Source organism: Ideonella sp. A 288 (genome assembly GCF_002198735.1).
In the GTDB taxonomy this organism is placed as follows: domain Bacteria; phylum Pseudomonadota; class Gammaproteobacteria; order Burkholderiales; family Burkholderiaceae_C; genus Pseudaquabacterium.
Genome location: NZ_MWLO01000145.1, coordinates 137,204 through 160,339 on the forward strand (window position 1 = coordinate 137,204; position 23,136 = coordinate 160,339).

The 23,136-nt window shown below is 70.6% G+C and carries 21 protein-coding genes; 7 read left to right on the forward strand and 14 right to left on the reverse strand.

Annotated elements, in window-relative coordinates:
• Nucleotides 1-3: 3 nt before the first annotated feature.
• The 13 genes from EOINJALH_RS24355 to EOINJALH_RS24415 form a co-directional block, all read right to left on the reverse strand.
• Complete coding sequence (locus EOINJALH_RS24355) at nucleotides 4-807, reverse strand: cell division protein FtsQ/DivIB (protein WP_088285029.1); 804 nt, start codon at nucleotides 805-807, stop codon at nucleotides 4-6.
• A gap of 4 nt (nucleotides 808-811) precedes the next feature.
• A complete protein-coding gene (locus tag EOINJALH_RS24360; protein WP_088285031.1) occupies nucleotides 812-1,780 on the reverse strand; it encodes a D-alanine--D-alanine ligase in 969 nt (322 codons plus the stop codon).
• Nucleotides 1,777-3,198, reverse strand: a complete 1,422-nt coding sequence (gene murC / locus EOINJALH_RS24365) for a UDP-N-acetylmuramate--L-alanine ligase (protein WP_088285033.1) — start codon at nucleotides 3,196-3,198, stop codon at nucleotides 1,777-1,779. Before murC ends, EOINJALH_RS24360 begins: the two co-directional genes overlap by 4 nt.
• Nucleotides 3,199-3,280: 82 nt before the next feature.
• Nucleotides 3,281-4,357: an undecaprenyldiphospho-muramoylpentapeptide beta-N-acetylglucosaminyltransferase gene (gene murG / locus EOINJALH_RS24370; RefSeq protein WP_088285034.1), complete on the reverse strand. Its 1,077-nt coding sequence runs from the start codon at nucleotides 4,355-4,357 to the stop codon at nucleotides 3,281-3,283.
• Nucleotides 4,357-5,619, reverse strand: a complete 1,263-nt coding sequence (gene ftsW, locus EOINJALH_RS24375) for a putative lipid II flippase FtsW (RefSeq protein ID WP_404872795.1) — start codon at nucleotides 5,617-5,619, stop codon at nucleotides 4,357-4,359. The genes murG and ftsW overlap by 1 nt, the downstream gene beginning before the upstream one ends.
• Nucleotides 5,616-7,385 (reverse strand): UDP-N-acetylmuramoyl-L-alanine--D-glutamate ligase, encoded by a 1,770-nt coding sequence (gene murD, locus EOINJALH_RS24380; RefSeq protein WP_088285036.1) that lies wholly within the window; start codon nucleotides 7,383-7,385, stop codon nucleotides 5,616-5,618. Before murD ends, ftsW begins: the two co-directional genes overlap by 4 nt.
• Nucleotides 7,382-8,560 (reverse strand): phospho-N-acetylmuramoyl-pentapeptide-transferase, encoded by a 1,179-nt coding sequence (gene mraY / locus EOINJALH_RS24385; RefSeq protein ID WP_088285038.1) that lies wholly within the window; start codon nucleotides 8,558-8,560, stop codon nucleotides 7,382-7,384. Before mraY ends, murD begins: the two co-directional genes overlap by 4 nt.
• Complete coding sequence (gene murF, locus EOINJALH_RS24390) at nucleotides 8,550-9,956, reverse strand: UDP-N-acetylmuramoyl-tripeptide--D-alanyl-D-alanine ligase (protein ID WP_088285040.1); 1,407 nt, start codon at nucleotides 9,954-9,956, stop codon at nucleotides 8,550-8,552. The genes mraY and murF overlap by 11 nt, the downstream gene beginning before the upstream one ends.
• Nucleotides 9,950-11,458 carry a UDP-N-acetylmuramoyl-L-alanyl-D-glutamate--2,6-diaminopimelate ligase gene (locus EOINJALH_RS24395; protein WP_088285042.1) on the reverse strand — a complete coding sequence of 503 codons (1,509 nt, stop codon included), beginning with the start codon at nucleotides 11,456-11,458 and terminating at the stop codon, nucleotides 9,950-9,952. Before EOINJALH_RS24395 ends, murF begins: the two co-directional genes overlap by 7 nt.
• Nucleotides 11,459-11,460: 2 nt before the next feature.
• A complete protein-coding gene (locus tag EOINJALH_RS24400) occupies nucleotides 11,461-13,224 on the reverse strand; it encodes a penicillin-binding protein 2 (RefSeq protein WP_088285044.1) in 1,764 nt (587 codons plus the stop codon).
• The gene (gene ftsL / locus EOINJALH_RS24405) at nucleotides 13,221-13,538 is read right to left on the reverse strand and encodes a cell division protein FtsL (RefSeq protein WP_088285046.1); all 318 of its coding nucleotides are present in this window, start codon (nucleotides 13,536-13,538) and stop codon (nucleotides 13,221-13,223) included. The genes EOINJALH_RS24400 and ftsL overlap by 4 nt, the downstream gene beginning before the upstream one ends.
• On the reverse strand, nucleotides 13,535-14,527 hold the full coding sequence (rsmH, locus tag EOINJALH_RS24410) for a 16S rRNA (cytosine(1402)-N(4))-methyltransferase RsmH (protein WP_088285048.1): 993 nt from the start codon (nucleotides 14,525-14,527) through the stop codon (nucleotides 13,535-13,537). The genes ftsL and rsmH overlap by 4 nt, the downstream gene beginning before the upstream one ends.
• Nucleotides 14,527-15,012 (reverse strand): division/cell wall cluster transcriptional repressor MraZ, encoded by a 486-nt coding sequence (locus tag EOINJALH_RS24415; RefSeq protein ID WP_088285050.1) that lies wholly within the window; start codon nucleotides 15,010-15,012, stop codon nucleotides 14,527-14,529. The genes rsmH and EOINJALH_RS24415 overlap by 1 nt, the downstream gene beginning before the upstream one ends.
• Before the next feature lie 211 nt (nucleotides 15,013-15,223).
• Between EOINJALH_RS24415 and EOINJALH_RS24420 the strand changes: the two genes are divergently transcribed.
• The 7 genes from EOINJALH_RS24420 to EOINJALH_RS24450 all read left to right on the forward strand — a co-directional run bounded on the left by EOINJALH_RS24420 (nucleotide 15,224) and on the right by EOINJALH_RS24450 (nucleotide 22,126).
• On the forward strand, nucleotides 15,224-16,030 hold the full coding sequence (locus EOINJALH_RS24420) for a formate/nitrite transporter family protein (protein WP_088285052.1): 807 nt from the start codon (nucleotides 15,224-15,226) through the stop codon (nucleotides 16,028-16,030).
• Nucleotides 16,031-16,282: 252 nt separating this feature from the next.
• On the forward strand, nucleotides 16,283-16,645 hold the full coding sequence (locus tag EOINJALH_RS24425; protein ID WP_144290151.1) for a hypothetical protein: 363 nt from the start codon (nucleotides 16,283-16,285) through the stop codon (nucleotides 16,643-16,645).
• Nucleotides 16,646-16,818: 173 nt separating this feature from the next.
• Nucleotides 16,819-17,511, forward strand: coding sequence for a Bax inhibitor-1/YccA family protein (locus EOINJALH_RS24430; RefSeq protein ID WP_088285056.1), 693 nt, complete (start codon nucleotides 16,819-16,821; stop codon nucleotides 17,509-17,511).
• 275 nt (nucleotides 17,512-17,786) lie between these two features.
• The gene (locus EOINJALH_RS24435) at nucleotides 17,787-18,416 is read left to right on the forward strand and encodes an exopolysaccharide biosynthesis protein (RefSeq protein WP_088285058.1); all 630 of its coding nucleotides are present in this window, start codon (nucleotides 17,787-17,789) and stop codon (nucleotides 18,414-18,416) included.
• A 94-nt stretch (nucleotides 18,417-18,510) separates the two neighbouring features.
• Complete coding sequence (locus tag EOINJALH_RS24440; protein ID WP_088285060.1) at nucleotides 18,511-18,807, forward strand: hypothetical protein; 297 nt, start codon at nucleotides 18,511-18,513, stop codon at nucleotides 18,805-18,807.
• Nucleotides 18,808-18,900: 93 nt separating this feature from the next.
• Nucleotides 18,901-21,459 (forward strand): chemotaxis protein CheB, encoded by a 2,559-nt coding sequence (locus EOINJALH_RS24445; protein ID WP_088285062.1) that lies wholly within the window; start codon nucleotides 18,901-18,903, stop codon nucleotides 21,457-21,459.
• A 1-nt stretch (nucleotide 21,460) separates the two neighbouring features.
• Nucleotides 21,461-22,126: a PAS domain-containing protein gene (locus EOINJALH_RS24450; RefSeq protein ID WP_144290152.1), complete on the forward strand. Its 666-nt coding sequence runs from the start codon at nucleotides 21,461-21,463 to the stop codon at nucleotides 22,124-22,126.
• Between the two features lie 49 nt (nucleotides 22,127-22,175).
• On the opposite strand, the gene EOINJALH_RS24455 is transcribed toward EOINJALH_RS24450, so the two are convergent.
• The gene (locus EOINJALH_RS24455) at nucleotides 22,176-22,835 is read right to left on the reverse strand and encodes a Crp/Fnr family transcriptional regulator (protein ID WP_088285151.1); all 660 of its coding nucleotides are present in this window, start codon (nucleotides 22,833-22,835) and stop codon (nucleotides 22,176-22,178) included.
• Nucleotides 22,836-23,136: the final 301 nt, after the last annotated feature.

A 23,136-nucleotide genomic window follows, 5' to 3' on the forward strand; every position in this document is an offset into this window, starting at 1 on the left:
GTCTTATCGCTTGCGCGCCGGGGCAGCCGGCAACTGGGTGATCACGCCCTTCAGACGCACGGCGTAGCCGTCGGTGTGTCGAAGGTCGGCGTATTCGAGGGGCCGTTGGTAGGTGCCGGTGACCTGCGACACCGTGCGCACGAAGCGCTCGGCCCGGGCAATCACTTCGTCGTCGCTGCCGCGGCCGAGTTCGAGCGTGGCGCCGCCTTCGAGCTCGGCGCGCCACGAGCCGCGGCCCGACAGGTGCAGCGCCTCGACGTCGCCGGCGTCCAGGCGCACCAGCACCGGCGACAGGCGGCGGTGCAAGGCCAGCATGCGCGCGGCGCTGGCATCGGGGCCGGCCAGTCGCGGCAGGGCTTCGTCCTCGACATCGCCGGTGTTGGCCTCGAAGACCTCGCCGAAGCTGTTGACCAGCCGGTCGTTGCCGTCGTCGGCCACCCACAATGCCGCAACGCGGTGTTCCTCGAGCCGAACCGCCAGCCGGTTGGGCCAGACGCGCCGCACCACCGCGTGACGCACCCAGGGCACCGACTCGAAGGCCGCGCGCGCCTGCTGCAGGTCGAGGCTGAAGAAGTTGCCCGCCAGCCGCGGCGCCGCATTGGCGCGGATGGTGCTGACGCTGTTGCGCGCGGTGTCGCCCTCGATCTGGATGGAGCGCAGCGCAAACAGCGGCAGCCTCGCCAGCCACAGCGCCGCGGTGGCCCCCAGCGCCAGCACCGCCAGCACGGCCACCCAACGCGCGGTGGCGTTGAGCAGGCGCACGTCGTGCGGCAACTCGATGGGGGGGCGGGCGGCGAGCGTGACCATGGGCTCAGGCGGGCGCCACCTCGCTGTCGAGCGTGGCCGCTGCCAGCAACTGCAGGCACAGCGCCTCGTAGGACAGGCCGGCGGCGCGGGCCGACATCGGCACCAGCGAGTGCCCCGTCATGCCCGGCGAGGTGTTCATCTCCAGCAGGAAGGGCTGGCGGTCGCTGGCGCGGATCATCAGGTCGGCCCGGCCCCAGCCGCGGCAGCCCAGCGCGCGGTAGGCCGCGACGACGACGCGCTGGATCTCACGCTCCTCGGCCTCGGGCAGGCCGCTCGGGCACAGGTAGGCCGTGTCGTCGGTGAAGTACTTGTGCTGGTAGTCGTAGTTGCCTTCGGGCGCGACGATGCGCACCACCGGCAGCGCCTGCGCGTTGGCGCCGTGGCCGAGCACCGGGCAGGTGACCTCGATGCCGTCGATGAACTCCTCGCACAGCACGTCGGGATCGTAGCGCGTGGCCAGGGCCACTGCCTCGGTCATGTCGGAGTAACCGGCGACCTTGGTGATGCCGATGGACGAGCCTTCGCGCGGCGGCTTCACGATCAGCGGCAGGCCGAGCTGGTCGGGCACGGTGCGCAGCCGCTCGCGCGCCTGGTCATCGGCCCCCAGCCAGCACCAGCGCGGCGTGGGCAGGCCCTCGGCGACGAACACGCGCTTGGTCATGGTCTTGTCCATCGCGATGGCCGAGGCCATCACGCCGGAACCGGTGTAGGGAATGCCCATCAGCTCGAGCGCGCCCTGCACGCAGCCGTCCTCGCCGTGGCGGCCGTGCAGGGCGATGAAGACGCGGGCGAAGCCTTCGCGCTTCAGTTCGGACAGGTCGCGCAGCGAGGGATCGAAGGCATGCGCGTCGACCCCTTGCGACTGCAGCGCCTGCAGCACACCGCCACCGGACATCAGCGAGACCTCGCGCTCGGCGCTGGTGCCGCCCATCAGCACCGCGACCTTGCCGAACGATTCAGCGACTGCCGTCATGTGCGCCCCTCCTGCACCAGTTCGACCACCTGCCCCGGCACGGCGCCGATCGAGCCCGCGCCCATCGCGATCACCACGTCACCTCCGCGGCTGTGCTGCACGATGGCCTGCGGCAGCTCGGCCACCTCGTCGACGAACACCGGATCGACGCGGCCGGCCACGCGTAAGGCGCGCGCCAGTGCACGGCCATCGGCGGCGACGATCGGCGCCTCGCCGGCCGAGTACACCTCGGTCAGCAGCACCGCGTCGGCCTGGCCCATGACCTTGACGAAGTCCTCGAAGCAGTCGCGCGTGCGGGTGAAGCGGTGCGGCTGGAAGGCCAGCACCAGGCGCCGGCCCGGGAAGGCGCCGCGCGCCGCGGCAATCACCGCGGCCATCTCCACCGGGTGGTGGCCGTAGTCGTCGATCAGCGTGAACTCGCCGCCGCCGTGCGCCGCTGCCACCGGCAGCTCGCCATAGCGCTGGAAGCGCCGGCCGACGCCGCTGAAGGCGGCCAGCGCGGCGACGATCGGCGCATCGGGCAACTCGAGCTCGGTGGCCACCGCGATGGCCGCCAGCGCGTTGCGCACGTTGTGCTCGCCGGGCAGGTTCAGCGTGATGTCGAGGTCGGGCAGCACGCTGCCGTTGCGGCGCTGGCAGGTGAAGCGCATCTGCCCGCCGGGCAGCGCCTGCACGTCGACGGCGCGGATCTGCGCCTCTTCGCCGAGGCCGTAGTTGACGATGGGCCGCGAGATCATCGGCATGATCGAGCGCACGCCGGGGTCGTCGCCGCACAGCACCGCGGCGCCGTAGAACGGCATGCGGTGGATGAAGTCGACGAAGGCACCCTTCAGCCGCGCGAAGTCGTGCCCGTAGGTGTCCATGTGGTCGGCGTCGATGTTGGTGACGACGGCCAGCACCGGCAGCAGGTTCAGGAACGAGGCGTCGCTCTCGTCGGCCTCGACCACGATGTAGTCGCCCGAGCCGAGCCGCGAATTGGCGCCAGCCGAATTGAGCTTGCCGCCGATGACGAAGGTGGGGTCGACGCCGGCCTCGGCCAGGATGCTGGTGACCAGCGAGGTGGTGGTGGTCTTGCCGTGCGTGCCGGCGATGGCGATGCCCTGCTTCAGGCGCATCAGCTCGGCCAGCATCACTGCCCGCGGCACCACCGGGATGCGCGCCGCGCGCGCGGCGATGACCTCGGGGTTGTCGCCCTTCACCGCGGTGGACGTGACCACCGCCCCGGCACCGGCCACGTGCGCCGCGTCGTGGCCGACGAACACGCGCACCCCCAGGCCGGCCAGTCGACGCGTGGTGGCGTTGTCGGCCTGGTCGGAGCCCGACACCGTGTAGCCCAGGTTGTGCAGGATCTCGGCGATGCCGCTCATGCCGGCGCCGCCCACGCCGACGAAGTGGATGTGCTTGATGGCGTGCTTCATGCGGCGGCCCTCTCTGCCCGCACGGACGCCTTCGTCGGCACCCCACGGGCCGCGACGACGTGGATGTGCTTGATCGCGTGCTTCATGCCTTGCGCACCAGTTTGTCCAACTCGTCGGCCACCTTCGACGCGGCCTGCGGCAGGGCCAGCGTGCGGGCCCGCTCGGCCATGGCCAGCAAGGCCGGCCGGTCGAGCGCCAGCAGGTGTCCGGCCAGGGCCTCGGGCGTCAACTGCGCCTGCGGCAGGTGCCGCGCGGCGCCGTGGCGGGCCATGAACTCGGCGTTGTCGCGCTGGTGCGAGGTGGTGCGGATGACCAGCGGCACCAGCAGGCTGGGCACGCCGGCGGCGCACAGCTCGCTCACCGTCACCGCGCCGGCGCGGCAGACGATGAGGTCGCAGTCGGCCAGCCTGGCGGCCATGTCGTCGATGAAGGGCAGCACTTCGGCGGCCAGCCCGGCGTCGCGGTAGGCCGCCCGCACGGCGTCGAGTTGCGCGCTGCCGGTCTGGTGGACGACGGTGGGCCGCTGCGCCGCAGGCAGCCGTGCCAGCGCCGCCGGCAGCGTGGTGTTGAGCACCTGGGCGCCCAGGCTGCCGCCGACCACCAGCAGGCGCAGCGGGCCCTGCCTCCCGGCGAAGCGAAGGGCCGGCGCCGCGATCGCCTCGATCTCGGCGCGCACCGGGTTGCCGGTGACCAGGCCCAGCTTCGTGGACCGCGCGGCCTCGCCGTCGAATCCGAAGGCCACGCGGTCGGCCACCGGCAACAGCGACCGGTTCGACAGCAGCAGGGCCGCATCGGCGTTGACCAGCATCAGCGGCTTGCCCAGCAGCGAGGCCATCAGGCCGCCCGGGAAGCACACGTAGCCGCCCATGCCCAGCACCGCGTCGGCCCCGCGCCGGCGCAGGATGCGCAGGCTGTCCCAGAAGGCCTTCAGCAGCCGCAGGCCGCCGGTCATCGTGTGCAGCAGGCCCTTGCCGCGCAGACCGGTGAAGGACAGCGTGTCCATCGCGATGCCGCTGGGCGGCACCAGCCTGTTTTCCATGCCGGTGGTGGTGCCCAGCCAGCTGACGGTCCAGCCGCGGCGTTGCACCTCGCTGGCCACCGCGAGGCCGGGGATGATGTGGCCGCCGGTGCCGGCCGCCATGACGACGAGGTGCGGCATCACGCCCTTCCTCCCCGCATGAGTTGCCTGTTTTCGATATCCACACGCACGACAATCGCCAGCGCGACAAGGTTCATCAGGATCGCCGAGCCGCCATAGCTGAGCAGCGGCAGCGTCAGGCCCTTGGTGGGCAGGGCGCCGAGGTTCACGCCCATGTTGATCAGCGTCTGGCCGCCGAACCAGATGCCGATGCCCTGCACCATCAGGCCGGCGAAGACGCGGTCCAGCGCCACGGCCTGGCGGCCGATGACGAAGAGGCGGCGGGTCAGCCAGAAGAAGGCGATGATCACCGCCGCCACGCCGATGAAGCCGAGTTCCTCGCCGATCACGGCCATCAGGAAGTCGGTGTGGGCCTCGGGCAGGTAGTGCAGCTTCTCGACGCTGCCACCCAGGCCCTGGCCGGTGAGCTCGCCACGGCCGAAGGCGATCAGCGAATGGGTGAGCTGGTAGCCCTTGCCCTGCGAGTACACCGGGTCCCAGGGGTCCAGGAAGGCCAGGATGCGTTCGCGGCGGAACGGGCTGGCTGCGATCATCAGACCGAAGGCGCCCACCAGCACAGCGCTGCTGACCACGAACATGCGGCCGTTGACGCCGCCCAGGAACAGGATGCCCAGCGACACCACCGAGATCACGATGAAGGCGCCCATGTCGGGCTCGGCCAGCAGCAGCAGGCCGATCACGGCCAGCGCCACCGCCATCGGCCACACGGCCTGGAAGAAGCGCTCCTTCACGTCCATCTTGCGCACCATGTAGCTGGCCGCGTACATGGCCATGGCCAGCTTGGCCAGCTCACTCGGCTGGAAGCTCATGAAGCCCATCGGGATCCAGCGGCGTGCACCGTTGACGCCCTTGCCGACCTGCGGGATCAACACCACCGTCAGCAGCACCAACGAGACCACGAAGAGCCACGGCGCCCAGCGTTCCCAGGTGTTGACGGGCACCTGCACCGCCAGCACCGCGGCGAGCACCGAGATGCAGATGAACAGCGCATGCCGGCTCAGGAAATAGGTGGGCGCGTAGCGGGCGAACTTGGGGTTGTCGGGCATTGCGACGCTGGCCGAATAGACCATCACCAGGCCGAGCGCGAGCAAGGCCACGACGACCCAGACCAGGCCCTGGTCGAAGCCCGAGATGCGCGGCGGCTGCCCACCCGATGGACCGGTCCACTCGCGGATGGGCAGGCGCTGCTCGCGCGCAGCACGAGCGGCCTTCCAGCGCTGAACGAGGCCGTCGAGGCCGAAGCGGCGGGCTTGCGACGTCACACCGTCTCTCCCCGCTCGGCGGCCAGCATGCGCACCGCGTCGACGAAGACCTCGGCCCGGTGGCCGTAGTTCCGGAACATGTCGAGGCTGGCGCAGGCCGGGCTCAGCAGCACCGCGTCGCCCGGCCGGGCCTGCTCGAAGCACCAGGCGGTGGCGGCGGTGAGGTCGGCGTGGTGGACCATGGGCACGCCGGTGGCGGCCAGGGCCGCCTCGATCGTGGCAGCGTCGCGCCCGATCAGCGCCACGGCACGCACCTGGCGCGACACCGGCCCGGCCAGCGGCGAAAAATCCTGGCCCTTGCCGTCACCGCCCAGCACCACCACCAGCTTGCCCGGCGCCTTGTCGGCACCCAGGCCCTCGAGCGCCGCGACGGTGGCGCCGACGTTGGTGCCCTTGCTGTCGTCGAAGGCCTCGACCTCGCCGATGCGGGCGATGAACTCGACCCGGTGCGGCTCGCCGTGGTAGTCGCGCAGGCCGTGCAGCATCGGCGCCAGCGCACAGCCGATCGCCCCGGCCAGGGCCAGGGCCGCCAGCGCATTGGCCGCGTTGTGGCGGCCGCGGATTCGCAGCGCATCCGCGGGCATCAGGCGCTGCAGGTGGATCTCCACGGTCTCGTCCTTGCGGCGCTTGACCGTCTCGTCGGCTTCGAGCGCTCGCACCAGCCAGGCCATGCCGTTCTCGACCACCAGGCCGTAGTCGCCCGGGTGATGCGGGGCATCCAGGCCGAAGCGCAACACCTTGCGGCTTACCGCCTTGGCCGCGCGGCCGCGGCCGCCCTTGACCATCACGGGCGCCGGCACCATGGCCTCGACGCGCAGGTCGTCGCGGTTGACGACCATCGCCGCGTGTGTGCCGAAGACCCGTGCCTTGGCCGCCGCGTAGGCCTCCATCGAGCCGTGCCAGTCGAGGTGGTCCTGCGTGACGTTGAGCACCGCGGCGGCGTCGGGCTCGAAGCCCTGCACGCCGTCGAGCTGGAAGCTCGACAGCTCGAGCACCCAGACCTCGGGCAGGTGCTCGAACACCGGCGCGGCCGGGGGCGGCGGGGCAAGTTGCAGCGGGGCCTCGTCGTCGGCCGGGGCGCTTTCGGCCGCGGTCTCGTCGGCCGGCGGGGCCACGGTGCCCGCGTCGGATGCCGCGTCGACCACCGTGGAACTGGCATCGCCGGTGGCGGCGCCACCAGCCCCGGCGTCAGCGTCGGCCGCGGCGCCCGTCTCGGCATCGGACACGGCCGCCCCGTCCACCACCGGTGCCGGCTCCTTGGCAAGTACCTCGGCCAACGTGTCCAGCATCGTCGGGCCGATGTTGCCGGCGGTGGCCACGCGCCGGCCGGCGCGCTCGGCCAGCATCGCGGTCAGCGCCGTGGTGGTGGTCTTGCCGTTGGTGCCGGTGATGGCGATCACCTTCGGCGCATAGCCGCGCTCGGCCAACAGGTCAGCCAGCGCGCGGGCGAACAGGTCGAGCTCGCCACCGATGGCCAGGCCGGTGGCGCGTGCGGCGGCCAGCAGCGGCGCGATGCGCTCGTCCGACGGCGACAGGCCCGGGCTCTTCAGCACCATCTGCACGCCGGCCAGGTGGCTGGCGTCGAGTGCGCCGCTGAACAGCCGCGCGCCGGGCACCGCATCGTGCAGTGCGTCGGCCTGCGGCGGCGCCTCGCGCGAATCCCACACGCGCACCTGGGCGCCGTGGCCCGCGCACCAGCGCGCCATCGCCAGGCCCGAATGACCGAGGCCCAGCACCAGCACGGAGAGGTCGGCGAGGTGCTTCATCGCAGCTTCAGGCTCGCCAGCCCGACCAGGCACAGCAGCATCGTGATGATCCAGAAACGGATCACCACCTGGGTCTCGGTCCAGCCGGACTTCTCGAAGTGGTGGTGCAGCGGCGCCATCTTGAAGATGCGGCGGCCCACGCCGTAGCGCTTCTTGGTGAACTTGAACCAGCTCACCTGCACCATCACCGACAGCACCTCGGCGACGAACACCGCGCCCATGATGCCGAGCACGATCTCCTGCCGCGTGATCACCGCGATGGTGCCCAGCGCGCCGCCCAGCGCCAACGCGCCGACGTCGCCCATGAACACCTGCGCCGGGTGGGCGTTGAACCACAGGAAGGCCAGGCCCGCGCCGGCCAGCGCGCCGCAGAAGATCAGCAGTTCGCCGGCGCCGGGGATGTAGGGGAACAGCAGGTACTTGCTGTACACCGCATTGCCGACGATGTAGGCGAAGATGCCCAGCGCCGAGCCGACCAGCACCACCGGCATGATGGCCAGGCCATCCAGCCCGTCGGTGAAGTTGACGGCGTTGCTGCAGCCGACGATGACGAAGTAGGTCAGGCCGATGAAGCCGAACACACCCAGCGGGTAGCTCACCGTCTTGAAGAACGGCAGCATCAGGTCGGCCTTGGGCGGCAGGTCGTTCGAGAAGCCGCTCTGCACCCAGCGGATGAACAGTTCGAGCACGCGCAGGTTGGTCGTCTCCGACACGCTGAAGGCCAGGTACAGCGCCGCCACCAGGCCGACGATCGACTGCCAGAAGAACTTCTCCTTCGAGCTCATGCCCTCGGGGTTCTTGTGCACGACCTTGCGGTAGTCGTCGACCCAGCCCACCGCACCGAAGCCGAAGGTCACCAGCATCACCACCCAGACGAAGCGGTTGGTCCAGTCGAACCACAGCAGCGTGGCCACGCCGATGCCGATGAGCACCAGCACGCCGCCCATCGTCGGCGTGCCCGACTTGGCCAGGTGCGAGGCCATGCCGTACTCGCGGATCGGCTGGCCAATCTTCAGCTCGGTGAGCTTGCGGATCACCCACGGGCCGAAGGCCAGGCCGATGAGCAGCGCCGTCAGCGCCGACATCACCGCACGGAAGGTGAGGTACTGGAACAGGCGCAGGAAGCCCCACTCCGGGAAGTGTCCGAGCAACCACTGGGACAGGCTAAGCAGCATGGTGCCCTCCCGCCTCGGTGCCCCGCAGTGCGGCCACCACGCGCTCCATGCGCATGAAGCGCGAGCCCTTGACCAGCGCCGAGGCGCACTCGGGCGCCTGGGCCAGCGCGGCGAGCAACGCCTCGACGCGGTCGAAGTGGCGGGCCCCGGCGCCGAAGGCCGCGGCCGTCTCGGCGCAAAGCGAACCGACGGTCCACACGTGTGCGAGGCCACGCTCGCGCGCATGCAAGCCCACCTCGGCGTGGAAGGCCGGGCCCTGGTCGCCGACCTCACCCATGTCGCCCAGCACCAGCCAGTGCGGCCCGGGCAGCCCGGCCAGCAGGTCGATGGCGGCACGCACCGAATCGGGATTGGCGTTGTAGCTGTCGTCGACCAGCGCCACCGACTGCGCGCCGCGCTGCCAGCGGCCCAGCTGCGAGCGGCCGGCCACCGGCCGGAAGGCCGCGAGGCCGCTCACGATGGCCGTCAGCGGCGCGCCGGCCGCGAAGGCTGCGCTGGCCGCGGCCAGCGCGTTGTGCACGTTGTGCGCGCCGGGCATGGCCAGCACGGCATCGACCGGGCCGGCGGGCGTGCGCAGGGCCAGCGCCCAATGGTCGGTGCCGTCGGTGCCTTCGGTGGTGGCCACCCAGCGCGACTCGGCCACCACGTCGGCGCCGCCGTGGGCGGCGAAGGTGAGGCGCCGGCGCGTGCCGGCCAGCGACTGCCACACCCCGGCCTGGGCGTCGTCGGCCGGGTAGACGGCCACGCCGTCGGCCGGCAGGGCCGCGATGGCCGCGCCGTTCTCGCGCGCCACCGCCTCGACGGTGGCCATGAATTCCTGGTGCTCGCGCTGCGCGTTGTTGACCAGCGCCACCGTGGGCTGCGCAATGCGCGCCAGCAGCGCGATCTCGCCGGGGTGGTTCATGCCCAGTTCGAACACCGCCACGCGGTGCGCGGGTGTGAGCCGCAGGGCCGTGAGCGGCAGGCCGATGTGGTTGTTGAAGTTGCCCGCGGTGGCCAGCGCGGCCTCGCCGTGCCACTGGCGCAGGATGGCCGCGGTCATCTGCGTGACGGTGGTCTTGCCGTTGCTGCCGGTGACGGCGATCACCGGCAGGTCGAAGCGCGCACGCCAGGCCTGGGCCAGTTGTTGCAACGCGACCAGGCTGTCGGACACCTGCAAGCCGGGCAGGCTGGCCTCGGCCAGCCCGCGCTCGGCCAGGGCCGCCACGGCGCCGGCCTGGCGGGCCTGCGGCAGAAAGTCATGCGCATCGAAGCGCTCGCCGCGCAGCGCGACGAACAGGTCGCCGGCCCGCAGGCTGCGGCTGTCGCTGTGCACCCTCAGGACCGGCGTGGCGCCGTCGCCCACCAGGGTGGATCCGGGCAGCAGCGCGGCGGCCTGGGCCAAGGTCATCAGCATGCCGCGCCCCTCAGCCGCAAGGCGCGCAGGGCCACGTCGACATCGGAGAACGCGTGGCGCACGCCGGCGATCTCCTGCGTCGATTCATGCCCCTTGCCGGCCACCAGCACCACGTCGGCCACCGCGGCTTCGGTGACGGCGCGCTCGATGGCTTCGCGCCGGTCGGCGATGACCCACGGCGCCGGCGCGGCGGACATGCCGCCGACGATCTGCTGCAGGATGGCCTCGGGCACCTCGTCGCGCGGGTTGTCGCTGGTGACCACCACCGCGTCGGCGCCGCGCTGGGCGATGGCGCCCATCAGCGGCCGCTTGGTGGCGTCGCGGTTGCCACCGCAGCCGAACACGCACCACAGCCGGCCGCCGCGCGCCGCGGCCAGCGGGCGCAGCGCGGAGAGCGCCTTGTCCAGCGCATCGGGCGTGTGGGCGTAGTCGACCACCACCTCGGGCTGCGGCGCACCGGCCACCGACACCGGCTGCATGCGGCCAGGCACCGGCGTCAGGCCCGGCACCACCTGCACCGCGTCGGCCAGCGACACGCCCAGCGCGCACAGGCCGCCCAGCACCACCAGCAGGTTGCTGGCGTTGTAGTCGCCGATCAGGGTGCTGCGCACGGGCTGAACCTCGGTGCCTTCGATGGCCTCGAAGGCCAGGCCACCGTCCACATAGCGCACATCCTGAGCGCACAGGCGCGCCCCCGCCCGGGTCGACACCGTCCACAGGTCGAGCGCACGGCCCTGCAACTCGGCCGCCAGCGCGGCGCCCTGCGGATCGTCGACATTGACCACCGCCGCGCGCAGGCCCGGCCAGTCGAACAGCGCCCGCTTGCAGGCCCAGTAGGCGGCCATGTCGTGGTGGTAGTCGAGGTGGTCGCGGGTGAAGTTGGTGAACTGCGCCACCGTCACCGGCAGCCCGGCCAGGCGGTGCTCGGCGATGCCGATCGACGAGGCCTCGATGGCGCAGGCCGAGAAGCCGTCGTCGACCATGCGGCGCAGCGCGGCCTGCAGCGTGACGGGGTCGGGCGTGGTCAGGCCGGTGCCCTGCACCGAACCACTGTCGGCGGTGTCGGCGCGCGGCGGCTCGCCGATGCCCAGCGTGCCGACGACGCCGCAGCGGCGCTGCAGCAGCGTCAGCGCCTGCGCGTCCCACCAGGCGGTGGAGCTCTTGCCGTTGGTGCCGGTGACGGCCAGCACCGACAGCGCCGCGCCGGGGTGGCCGTGGAAGGCGGCGGCCACGGTGCCGGTGGCGGCCTTCAGGCCGGTGAAGGCGGCCAGGCGGGCGTCGTCGGGCAGATCGTAGGCCTGGCGGCCGTCGGCCTCGACCAGACAGGCCGAGGCGCCCGCGTCGATGGCCGCGCGCACGAAGCGCCGCGCATCGACGGCATGCCCGGGCCACGCGATGAAGCCGTCGCCCGGCTGCACCTGGCGGCTGTCCACGCGCAGGCTGCCGCGCACGCGCTGGCGCAGCCAGGCGGCAGCGTCGTCGGGGCGGGACAGCAGGTGCATGCTCAGAAGCTCTCCGGCACGTCGGGCAGGGCCTTGGCGACGACCTGGGGCTTGACCTCGAGGTCGGGCTGCACGCCCATCACACGCAGCGTCTGCTGCACCACCTGGCTGAACACCGGCGCCGCGACCGCGCCACCGTAGTAGACGCCGTTGCTGGGCTCGTCGAGCATGACCGCGACGACGATGCGGGGCTGGTCGATCGGCGCCATGCCGACGAACCACGAGCGGTACTTGTTGCTGGCATAGCCGCGCCCTTCCTGCTTGTGCGCGGTGCCGCTCTTGCCGCCCACCGAGAAGCCCTGCGTCTGCGCCAGCGAACCGGTGCCGCCGGGGCCGGCGGCCATCTGCAGCATCTTGCGGATCTCGCGCGCCGTCTCGGGCGAGATCACGCGCAGGCCCGCGGCAGGCTGCTCCTGGCGCAGCATGCTGACGGGGATGACCTCGCCGTCGCGTGCGAAGGTGGTGTAGGCCCGGGCCATCTGCAGCAGCGACGCCGACAGGCCGTAGCCGTAGGCCATCGTCGCCTGCTCGATGGGGCGCCAGCTCTTGTAGGGCCGCAGCTTGCCGGTGACGGCGCCGGGGAAGCTGATCTGCGGCTTCTGGCCGTAGCCGACGTTGCTGTACAGCTCCCACAGCTCGCGCGGCTGCATGCGCATGGCGATGCGCACGGTGCCGATGTTGCTGGACTTCTGGATCACCTCGCGCAGCCCCAGGCTGGCGTGCGGGTGCGCGTCCTTGATGGCGATGCCGCTGACCACCACGCTGCCAGGCGCGGTGTTGAAGCTGTCGTCGACCCGGACCTTGCCGGTTTCGAGCGCCCAGGCGATGACGAAGGGCTTCATCGTCGAGCCGGGCTCGAAGATGTCGGTCAGTGCGCGGTTGCGCAGCTGCCCGCCGGTGAGGCGGCCACGGTCGCCGGGGTCGAAGCTGGGGTAGTTGGCCAGTGCCAGGATCTCGCCGGTCTGGGTGTCGAGCACCACCACGCTGCCGGCCTTGGCCTTGTGCTCGCGCACCGCCTCGCGCACCCGCTGGTAGGCGAAGAACTGCACCTTGGCGTCGATCGACAGCTGGATGTCGCGGCCGTCGGCGGGGTCGACGGCGTCGCCGATGTCCTCGATGACACGGCCGAGCCGGTCCTTGACCACGCCGCGGGTGCCGTCGCGGCCCTGCAGTTCCTTTTGGAAGCCGAGCTCGATGCCTTCCTGGCCGCGGTCTTCGATGTCGGTGAAGCCCACCACGTGCGCGGCCGACTCGCCCTCGGGATAGCGGCGCTTGTACTCGCGCGTCTCGTACAGGCCCTTGATGCCCAGGGCCTTGACCTGCGCCCACACATCGCCGTCCACCTGCCTGCGGATCCAGGCGAAGTTGGGGCTGCCGCTGGCCAGGCGCGCGTCGAACTCCTTGGCGTCCATGCGCAGCAGCTTGAGCATCTGCCTGCGCTGCTCTGGCGTGGCGACGAAATCCTTGGGGATGGCCCACAGGCTGGGCGTGGGCACGCTGGTGGCGAGCAGCGCGCCATGGCGGTCGACGATGCGGCCGCGGGTGCCCGGCACCTCCAGCGTGTGGGCGTAGCGCTTCTCGCCCTGCTTCTGGAAGAAATCTGCGCCGATCAACTGCACGTAGGCCGCGCGGCCGAGCAGGCCGGCGAAACCCAGGCCCACCAGCGCGACCACGAAGCGGCTGCGCCAGTTGGGCGTGGGCGACGCCAGCAGCGGGCTGGTGGCGTAGTTGACGCCCTTGGTGGACGTGCGGCCGGGCAGCTTCATCGCGCGACCCCCGAGGTGGCCATCGAGGCCGGCACGGCGGCCAGGCGTGCCGCCGGGTCGACCACGTACAGGGTGACCGCCGGCGTGGCGGTGCGCATGGCCAGGCGCTCGCGCGCGGTGCGCTCGACGCGCAGGCTGGTGGCCTGGGCCTGGCGTTCGGCCTCCAGGCGCTTGCTCTCGCCGGCCAGGCGCAACGCCTCGACCTCGGCCTTGTGGATGGCGGCAAACAGCCGCCGCGTGTCGTAGGCGCTCTTGATCAGCACCAGGCTGCTGGCGATGACCGCCAGCAGCAGCAGCAGGTTCACGCGGTTCATGCGGCCGCCCCGACCGTCGTGCGTTCGGCCACGCGCAGGATGGCCGAACGCGCGCGCGGATTGGCCGCCAGTTCGGCCGCGCCAGGGCGGAAGCGCCCCAGCGATCGCAGGCGCATCGCCTTGGGCGGCGCGAACGGCGCGCGGCGGTCGACCTCGTCGCGGCTCTCGCGCGCGATGAAGGTCTTGACGATGCGGTCCTCCAGCGAATGGAAGCTGATCACGGCCAGGCGGCCGCCGGGGGCGAGCAGGGCCAGCGCCGCGTTCAGCCCCTGTTCGAGCTCTTCAAGCTCGGCGTTGACGAGAATCCGAAGAGCTTGAAATGTGCGCGTTGCAGGGTCCTGGCCCGGTTCGCGGGTTTTGACCGCACGAGCCACGACTTGGGAAAGTTCGCCTGTGGTTCGAACAGGATTCCCGCCCTCCCGGCGAGCAACAAGCGCCTTTGCAACCTGTACAGCAAACCGTTCTTCGCCGTAGTCACGTATCACCTCCGCAATGCGGCGCTCGTCCGCGCGTGCCAGAAAGTCCGCGGCCGTCTCGCCGCGGGTGGTGTCCATGCGCATGTCCAGCGGCGCATCGAATCGGAAGCTGAAACCGCGTTCGGGGTTGTCGATCTGCGGCGAACTCACGCCGAGATCCAGCAACACACCGTCGACCGCGGTCACGCCGCGTGCGGCCAGCGCCTCGCGCATCGCGGCAAAGCTGTCGTGCACGATGGCGAATCGGGCGTCGGACGCCACCAGGGCCTGCGCGGCGGCCACGGCCTCGGGGTCCTTGTCGAAGGCCACCAACCGGGCCCCCGGGCCCACCCGGGTCAGCAGCGCGCGCGAATGGCCGCCGCGGCCGAAGGTGCCGTCGACGTAGGTGCCTTCCGGGCGGGCCGGCGGGTCGGCCTCGTCGGCCGCGCCCTCGTCCAGCGCCGCGTACGGCGCCACCGCCTCGACCGCTTCGGTCAGGAGCACCGTGGTGTGGGCCCAGGTGGCGGCGGTCATCAGAAGACGAAGTCCTGGATGGCATCGGGCATCGGGCTGGCCATCACCGATGCCTCGTGCGCGGCGTAGCGGGTGGCGTCCCACAGCTCGAGGCGCTGGCCCATGCCCAGCAGCAGCACGTCGCGCGTCAGGCCGGCGGCGTCGCGCAGCTCGGGCGGCACCAGCAGGCGCGAACCACCGTCCACCTCGACGTCGACCGCGCTGCCCAGGAACAGGCGGCGCCAGCCGTCGGCCTGCATCGGCAGTTCGAGCAGCTTTTCGCGGAAGCTGACCCACGCCTGGCGCGGGAACACCAGCAGGCAGCCCACCGGGTGCTTGGTCAGTGTGAGCTGGCTGTTCGTCAGGACGGCCAGGGCGTCGCGATGGCGGGCGGGAACGGTGATCCGTCCCTTTCCGTCCAGCGTCAACGCCGAGCTTCCTTGGAATACGATGTCAGGCACAGTCAGGCACACTTCTCCACTTCGCGGCACTGTATCGCATGCCATCTGACGGGTCAACGACGCGGCCGAAAAAATCAATCAAATCAACTACTTACAGGCCATCTTGAAAGCTCGTCCGAAAAGAAAGTGGTTTAAAAATATGGACTTGCGTGGGCTTGTGAAAGCTTTGCCTGAGCACGCTGAACCTGGCGAATAAGGCGACCGCCGCCTGCCAAGCGCCGACAATCGACGCCAGCCCCTCCGACGCCGCCGCCCGATGACCGATGCCGCCAGCCCGGACGCCCGCCCCCCGCGGGAGATCGCCAGCCTGGTCGAGGGCCTGGGGGTCGCCAAATCGAGGCTCGACCCCGTGACGCTGGGCGTGCTGGCGGTGCTGGCCGGTGCGTTCATCTCGCTCGGCGCCATGCTCTACCTGGTGGTCGTCACCGGTTCGACGCTGGGCTTCGGCGTCACCCGGCTGCTGGGCGGCCTGGCGTTCTGCCTCGGCCTGGTGCTGGTGATCGTGGCCGGGGCCGAACTCTTCACCGGCAACAACCTGCTGGCCATGGCCTGGGCCAGCGGCCTGGTCGACAGCCGCGCCGTGGGGCGCAACTGGCTGATCGCCTACGTCGGCAATGTGATCGGTTGCCTGGGCACGGTGGCGCTGGTGCACCTGTCGGGGCTGCAGGGCCTGGGCGGCGGTGCGGTCGGCGCCACCGCGCTGCAGGTGGCCGCGGCCAAGGCTGCCCTGCCCTGGGACCAGGCCTTCGCCCGCGGGGTGCTCTGCAACGCGCTGGTGTGCCTGGCCGTGTGGCTGACGCAGGGCGGCCACACGGTCACCGACCGCATCCTCGGCATCGCCTTCCCGATCACGGCCTTCGTGGCCTTGGGTGGCGAGCACTCGATCGCCAACTGGTTCCTGCTGCCCTACGGCATGCTGCTCGACACCGCCGGGTCCCTGTCGGCGGGCGACGTGGCGCGCAACCTGGTGGCCGTCACTGCCGGCAACATCGTCGGCGGCACGCTGCTGGTGGCCGGGGTGTACTGGCTGGCCTATCTGCGCGGCGGCCGGCCGGCGCGCTGAGCAGCCGCCCACATGGCCCTCGACGGCGCCGACGATCGTGCACCGCCGAGCCTGACCGCCGGGCTGGCGGCTCGCCAACGTGGCGGCACTGGGCTGCTTCGGCCGGGTGACCTGAGGCACCGTCGAATCTGCCGCCCCTGAGGACGCCAGACGCCCGTGTTCATCGACGCACTCGACGCATCGGGACCCTCCCCTTTCCAGGGGTTGTCCGGAGGCCCTCGGAGTGGCACCCCCCTCGCTACAATCGCGGGCATGCCCACCCGGGTTTTCGCCCTCCTCCTCGCCGTCGTTCTGCTCTGGTCTGGTCTCAGCACCATCGAAGCAGCGCGTGGTCTCGCGCCGTCCTCACCCCAGCAGTCGCACGCGGTGGCAGCGGCGGGCGAACCGGACGCGGCGCCGGCGGGATCCGTGGAGCATCACCCGCTGGATGGCCTGCCCGCGCAGGCACAGAGCGATTCGCCGACCGAGACGCCCGGCTTGCTGCCGGCGCCGCTGATGCCCAGCACGCATGCTGCGGCGATGGGGCGGCCAAGCGCCTTCGTGTCGGCCGAAACGGGATCGCCCGTCCTGGCCGGACCCTTGCGCCCGCCCTGCTGCGCCGCCCTCGCGGGCTGACGCGCCTCGGCGCGCCGTCTTCGACGGCTTCGCGGGCGCGCGCCCGGCCCAGGCGGGCCGCCACGTTGGCGGCGTCGATGCATTCCCCGTCACTTTCGCGTCCGGCCACCGTTTGCCAACCCTTCGTCGCGGCCGGACTCCGCCACCCAGACCCTCACTCCACAGGACATCCCATGAACCAGACCACCACCTATGACCCGATCCACGCCGGCATACCCAGCGTCGTCGAACGCAACCGCGTCCTGCGCAACACCTACTGGCTGCTGGCGCTGTCGATGGTGCCCACCGTGCTGGGCGCCTGGCTCGGCGTGACCACCGGCATCGCCCGCGCCATGTCGCCGGGCATCGGCCTCGTCGTGTTCCTGGCCGGCGCCTTCGGCTTCATGTTCGCCATCGAGCGCACGAAGAACTCCGCCGCCGGCGTGCCCATCCTGCTGGCCTTCACCTTCTTCATGGGCGTGATGCTCTCGCGCCTGGTCGGCTCCGTGCTGGGGCTGGCCAATGGGGCCGGGCTCATCATGACGGCCTTCGCCGGCACAGGCGCCATCTTCCTGGGCATGGCCACGCTGTCCTCGGTCATCAAGCGCGACCTGTCCTCGATGGGCAAGTTTCTCTTCATCGGCGCGATCATGCTGCTGGTGGCGGGCCTGGCGAACTTCTTCATCCAGTCCAGCGCGCTGATGATCACGCTGTCGGTGCTGGCCATCGGCATCTTCTCGGCCTTCATCCTGTACGACCTGAAGCGTGTGCAGGACGGCCATGAAACCAACTACATCACCGCCACGCTGGGCGTCTACCTGAGCCTGTACAACGTGTTCCAGTCGCTGCTCGCGCTGCTGGGGCTGGCCGGCGGCCGCGACGAATGACCTCCCCTGCGAACCGGGTGCCCCGTGCAGGGGCGGTGTGAGCGGCGCGGCACGGTCCTGGGCGAACACTGGTGCCCTGCCCTGCACGCCCACGGCGAACCCGATGTCCCGCTGCACATCGGCCGGGCGGCGCTGCGCCGCGCCGGGCCCCAACTGATGGGGGCCTTGCCAACGCCACGCGTGCCGGCCAGCCGCGGGTCGACCGACACCGTCCCGGCCGGATCGCTGCGCCCCCGGCCCGGCGCAAGCCGCGACCGTCCCGCCGCACCCATCGCATGATCGGTACGATCGGGGACTCGGGCAGCAAGATCCCGCTGTCGGCCGTGTTGCACGCGCTCGCGCAGGACGACAGCCGCGAGCGCATCGCCGTGAGCGACTTGCTGGCAGCGCTGGGCGACCGCGCCCTGGCGGCCCTGCTGTTCGTGTTTGCGGTGCCCAACGTGCTGCCGGTGCCGCCGGGCACGTCGATCCTGCTGGGCGCGCCGCTGATCTTCCTGGCGGCACAGCTGGCACTCGGCCGCGGGCCCTGGCTGCCGGCCGTGATCGCTCGCCGCACGATGACGCGCACCGACTTCGCCACCGTGGTGCGGCGCATCGGCCCGTGGCTGGCACGCGCCGAACGCTTGCTGCGGCCCCGCGCCATGGGCCTGGCGCTGCCGCCGATGGAGTACCTGATCGGGCTGGTGTGCCTGGTGCTCGCGGTGGTGCTGGTGCTGCCCGTTCCGCTGGGCAACATGCTGCCGGCACTGGCCATCAGCCTGCTGGCACTGGGCATCCTGGAACGGGACGGCCTGTGGGTCCTGGCCGGGCTTGCCGCGGCTGCGGTATCGGCCGTCGTCGTGTCCGGCGTGGTGTTCGCCATGGTCAAGGCCACCGTCTTCTTCTTCACCGAGGTGCTGCGGTGACTTCGCCCTCCGCGCCGGCGATCGGGGCATGGCGACCTTGCGGCGGCTCGTAGACACTGGGTCCTCCTTTGCTGTCGACCTGGAGGCCCGCGAGGTGAACCGACACCGCCTGGCATCGTTCTTTGCCCGCCGCTGGCGCGGCGAGGTGCCGATGCGCACCGTGTTCTGGAGAGACATGCTGGGCCTGGGCACGGCCATGAACCTGCTGGCCACGTTCATGGCGCTGGTGGCGGCCAGCCAGGGTGCGCCGTCCTGGGCCGCCGCGGCCATTCATTTCGCACCACTGCCCTGCAACGTGTTCCTGTTCGCAGCGGTCGGGCGGGCCTCACCGCGAAGCCGCGTCGCTGCGGTGGTGTCCGCTGCGTGGTTGGCCGTGATGACGATCGTCTAGCAGCGGCGCGACGCGGATCGGAGGGCCGCCCGCCCTGCGAACGACGCAGCGCTCGCGGGTCGGGCATGGCCCCATCGACGCGCATACTCGCGCATGGCTGACGCTCTTTCGCCACCCGCTCGCATCACGCCGACCGCTGGCGTGCGGATCGTCGGGCTGGGGGCGTCGGCCGGCGGGCTCGAGCCCCTCGAACAGTTTCTGTCCAACGTGCCGGCCGGCAGTGGCCTGGCGTACCTGGTGGTCCAGCACATGGACCCGACCCACAAGACGCTGCTCGTCGAACTGCTGCAACGCGCCACCTCGATGCCGGTGCACGAGGCCGTCGATGCCGCGCCCATCGAACCCAACTCGGTGTACGTGATCCCTCCCGATGCCGAACTCACGGTCCTGGCCGGTGCGCTGCACCTGGCCAAGCCCGCCGAGCCTCGGGGGCAGCGATTGCCGATCGACGTGCTGTTCGGATCCTTGGCGCGTGAACTCGGCGACCGGGCAATCGCCGTGGTGATGTCCGGCATGGGATCGGACGGAACCCAGGGCCTGCAGGCGATCAAGACGCAGGGGGGGCTGACCCTGGCGCAGCAGCCCGATTCGGCACAGTTCGATTCCATGCCCCGCAGCGCCATCGACGCGGGCTGCGTCGACATCATCGCGCGGCCCGCCGACATGCCGCTGCGCATCTCGGGCATCGCGGGTCCCCAGCCCCCCGCCGAGTTGTCCTCTGCCGAATTTCCTGAACACGTCGCAGACGAGCTGGAAGCCATCCTGTTGCTGCTGCACGAGCACACGCGACACGACCTGGGGCTGTACAAGTCGAACACCCTGGTCCGCCGCATTGCCCGGCGCATGGCCGTGCATGGCCTGGGTTCGATGGCCGCCTACACCGACTTCCTGCGCGCCAACGCGCAGGAGCTGGACCTGCTGTTCAAGGAGATGCTGATCGGCGTCACCTCGTTCTTCCGCGACCCGGAGGTCTGGCGGGATCTGCAGGACAAGGTCCTGCCCGTCCTGATCCAACGGCATGCCCACGACACCGGCCCGATGCGCGCCTGGGTGGTCGGCTGTTCGACCGGCGAGGAGGCCTATTCGCTGGCCATGGCGTTCATCGAGGTCCTCGAATCCTTGCCGGCCACGGGCCACCGCGAGCTGCAGATCTTTGCCACCGACCTCAACGCCGATGCGATCGCCGCGGCGCGCAGCGGTCGTTTCGCGGCGACGATCGCCCGTGACTTGACGCCAAAGCGGCTGGCGCGGTTCTTCTCCGAGCGGCCGGACGGATACCAGATCGACAAGCGTGTCCGGGACATGGTGCTGTTCGCACAGCACGACGTGATCATGGATCCGCCGTTCACCCGGCTCGACATCGTGTCGTGCCGCAACCTGATGATCTACTTTGGCGCGGCGCTGCAAAAACGCCTGGTGCCGCTCTTCCACTACAGCCTGCGGTCCGGCGGGGCGCTGTTCTTGGGTGGCTCGGAAACCGTCGGCCGCGCGCAGTCGCTGTTCCAGCCCCTGGACCAGAAGTCCAGGCTCTACTGGCGACGCGACAATGGGGCTGCCAATGGCGTGGTGGTGTTCCCGACCCATCGGCGCCCGGCGACACGTTCTGCCTCGCAGGAGACTCCTCTGGCGCACCTCAACACCCCTCCGGCGAACCTGCAGGCGCTCGCCGACCAATTGCTGCTGCAGTCGCATTCGCCGGCGGCGGTGCTGGTGAACGACGGCGGAGACATCGTCTACATCAGCGGGCGCACGGGCCGCTACCTGGAGCCTGCGGCCGGCAAGGCGAACTGGAACATCCACGTGATGGCGCGACCGGCCATCCGGGCCCAGCTCGCCGTCGCGTTGCGGACGGCGCTGCAAGACAAGAAGTCGATGGAACTGCACGCCCTGCGGCTCGACGACGACGCCACCGCCGCGGTCGACATCACCGTGCAGCCGATCGTTCAGCCCAAGGCGCTGGCCGGCATGGCGATGATCGTGTTCCGGGACGTGCCGGCCCAGCCCAACCATCGCGGGCGTCGAGCCAAGGCCTCGGGCAGCGTCGACCCCGATGTCACCGAAGAGCTGCTGCGCTCGCGCGAGGAGATCAACGCACTGCGCCAGGAAATGCGCGCCTCGCAGGAAGAGCTGCAGGCCGCGAACGAGGAACTCCAGTCGACCAACGAGGAACTGCAGTCCGCCAACGAGGAGTTGATGACGTCGAAGGAAGAAGCGCAGTCGATGAACGAGGAACTGCAGACCATCAACGGCGAGCTCCAGTCCAAGCTGGATGACCTGGCGCTGGCGCAAAGCGACATGCAGAACCTGCTCAACAGCACGGACATCGCCACGCTCTTCCTCGACAACCAGCTCAATGTGCGGCGCTACACCGAACAGATCGCCCGGGTCATCCACCTGCGCGAGGGCGACATCGGCCGCCCCTTGAGCGAGCTGGCCAGCACCCTGGTCTACCCGGAACTTCACGCCGACGTGAAGGAGACGCTGCGCACGCTGGCGTTCAGCGAGAAGCAGATCGCCACCAGCGACGGACACTGGTTCACCGTGCGCATCATGCCGTACCGCACGCTGGCCAATGTCATCCAGGGGGTGGTGATCACCTTCGTGGACATCACCGTCGCAAAAGAACTCGAGTCCCGGCTGCGCAAGGCGTAGAGTGCAACGCACCCTGCCCGTCATCCCAAAGGCTCCCATGTCCGACCCGTCCGCCCAAGCCATCGAACCGGAACGCCTCACAGACCTTCGCAGCCGGGCCGCGTCTCGATTGACGGGGGCTGCCGCCACCAAGGGCTCCAGCGCCAGGGCCATCGATGCGCTGACCGTGCTCCATTCGTTGGCCTCCTCGCCGGAAACCGCATCGGACGCCCTGACGCTGTTGCACGAACTGCAGGTGCATCAGGTCGAGCTCGACCTGCAGGCGCAGGAACTGCATGAATCCCGCGCCGAACTGGAATCCGCCCTGCGCCGACAGCTCGAGGTCTACGACCACCTGCCGGTCGGCTGCTTCACGATCGATGCCCGGTTCGTCCTGCACGAGCTGAACCAGACCGGGTCCGACATGCTGGGCATCGGACGCGACGAGGCCTATGGGCTGCCGCTCGACGCCTTCTTCGGCGTCGACAGTGCGCGTCGGTTCAAGTCGGCGATCGCAGACCTCGACGCCAGCGCTCATCGACAGTCTTGCCGGCTCGAACTGTGCCCGAAGGACGGGCCTGCGCGGCGGGTGCATGCCAGCATCGGCGCCGATACCGCTGCGGGCCGGTACCTGGTCGGCTTGACGGATGCCGGGGACGCCCAGGACGGCGTGGCCGAGGGCTCCTGAGCCGGCGTGGCCGCCACGGCTGGCCCCTGGCCTGCGCCGCACCACGGGCCTATGTTGACGTGCGTTCCGGAAGCAGGCGGTCGTATTCGGCCTTGACGACTGCATAGCACTCGCAGGTGCGACGCTCCAGGCCTGGTCGGTCCAGCACCTTGACATGGCCGCGGGTGTAGCTGATGAGGCCGGCGCGCTGAAGCTTCAGTGCCGCCTCTGTCACACCCTCGCGCCGCACGCCCAGCATGTTGGCGATCAGTTCCTGCGTCATGGTCAGTTCTGTGCCTGCCAAGCGATCCAGGCTCAACAGCAGCCATCGGCACAGCTGCTGGTCGACCGAATGGTGGCGGTTGCACACGGCCGTCTGGGCCATCTGCGTGATGAGCGCCTGCGTGTAGCGCAGCAACAGGTGCATCACCGGGGCCGATCGACTGAACTCGGCCTTGATGGCCTGCGCCGACAAACGGAAGCCGAGTCCGCCGCTCTGGACGACGGCCCGGTTGGGCGTCGTCTCGCCGCCCATGAACAAGGCGATGCCGACGACCCCTTCGTTGCCCACCACGGCGATCTCGGCGGACTGTCCACTCTCTGTCACGTAGAGCAGCGACACGATGGCGGTGGACGGGAAGTACACATGGCTCTGCACACTGCCCGATTCGTACAACACCTGGCCCAGCTGCAGGTTGACGGGTTCGAGGTGGTGCCGCCACCGGGCCATCTCTTCGACGGGCAGTGCCGCGAGCAGATGGTTCGAGGTGGGGTCGTGGGTGCCGGGCACTGCATCTCCCCAAGGGGTGGTCCATCTTGTAGCCGCACGGGCGACGCCAAAATTGATGGCACTCAACGCGGGCCGGCCCTGGCTACCACTGGGTCGTTTCGTACTGCAACAGCGCCACCATCATGGCACACGCGTGGCCCGGCTGGCGCAAGGCTTGGCGAGCGCCACAGGGCCCGCCGTCACGATCGCCGCTCGGGCGCGACGCGGACTGGGCGTCGGGTCGGGCCCGTGTGCCGGGAAT

Excerpts from the sequence above, each read along its gene's own strand:
- EOINJALH_RS24355 (WP_088285029.1), bottom strand. The coding sequence starts at position 807 with ATGGTCACGCTCGCCGCCCGCCCCCCCATCGAGTTGCCGCACGACGTG.
- EOINJALH_RS24360 (WP_088285031.1), bottom strand. The coding sequence starts at position 1,780 with ATGACGGCAGTCGCTGAATCGTTCGGCAAGGTCGCGGTGCTGATGGGC.
- murC (WP_088285033.1), bottom strand. The coding sequence starts at position 3,198 with ATGAAGCACGCCATCAAGCACATCCACTTCGTCGGCGTGGGCGGCGCC.
- murG (WP_088285034.1), bottom strand. The coding sequence starts at position 4,357 with ATGCCGCACCTCGTCGTCATGGCGGCCGGCACCGGCGGCCACATCATC.
- murD (WP_088285036.1), bottom strand. The coding sequence starts at position 7,385 with ATGAAGCACCTCGCCGACCTCTCCGTGCTGGTGCTGGGCCTCGGTCAT.
- mraY (WP_088285038.1), bottom strand. The coding sequence starts at position 8,560 with ATGCTGCTTAGCCTGTCCCAGTGGTTGCTCGGACACTTCCCGGAGTGG.
- murF (WP_088285040.1), bottom strand. The coding sequence starts at position 9,956 with ATGCTGATGACCTTGGCCCAGGCCGCCGCGCTGCTGCCCGGATCCACC.
- EOINJALH_RS24395 (WP_088285042.1), bottom strand. The coding sequence starts at position 11,458 with ATGCACCTGCTGTCCCGCCCCGACGACGCTGCCGCCTGGCTGCGCCAG.
- EOINJALH_RS24400 (WP_088285044.1), bottom strand. The coding sequence starts at position 13,224 with ATGAAGCTGCCCGGCCGCACGTCCACCAAGGGCGTCAACTACGCCACC.
- ftsL (WP_088285046.1), bottom strand. The coding sequence starts at position 13,538 with ATGAACCGCGTGAACCTGCTGCTGCTGCTGGCGGTCATCGCCAGCAGC.
- rsmH (WP_088285048.1), bottom strand. The coding sequence starts at position 14,527 with ATGACCGCCGCCACCTGGGCCCACACCACGGTGCTCCTGACCGAAGCG.
- EOINJALH_RS24415 (WP_088285050.1), bottom strand. The coding sequence starts at position 15,012 with ATGGCATGCGATACAGTGCCGCGAAGTGGAGAAGTGTGCCTGACTGTG.
- EOINJALH_RS24420 (WP_088285052.1), top strand. The coding sequence starts at position 15,224 with ATGACCGATGCCGCCAGCCCGGACGCCCGCCCCCCGCGGGAGATCGCC.
- EOINJALH_RS24425 (WP_144290151.1), top strand. The coding sequence starts at position 16,283 with ATGCCCACCCGGGTTTTCGCCCTCCTCCTCGCCGTCGTTCTGCTCTGG.
- EOINJALH_RS24430 (WP_088285056.1), top strand. The coding sequence starts at position 16,819 with ATGAACCAGACCACCACCTATGACCCGATCCACGCCGGCATACCCAGC.
- EOINJALH_RS24435 (WP_088285058.1), top strand. The coding sequence starts at position 17,787 with ATGATCGGTACGATCGGGGACTCGGGCAGCAAGATCCCGCTGTCGGCC.
- EOINJALH_RS24445 (WP_088285062.1), top strand. The coding sequence starts at position 18,901 with ATGGCTGACGCTCTTTCGCCACCCGCTCGCATCACGCCGACCGCTGGC.
- EOINJALH_RS24455 (WP_088285151.1), bottom strand. The coding sequence starts at position 22,835 with ATGGCCCGGTGGCGGCACCACCTCGAACCCGTCAACCTGCAGCTGGGC.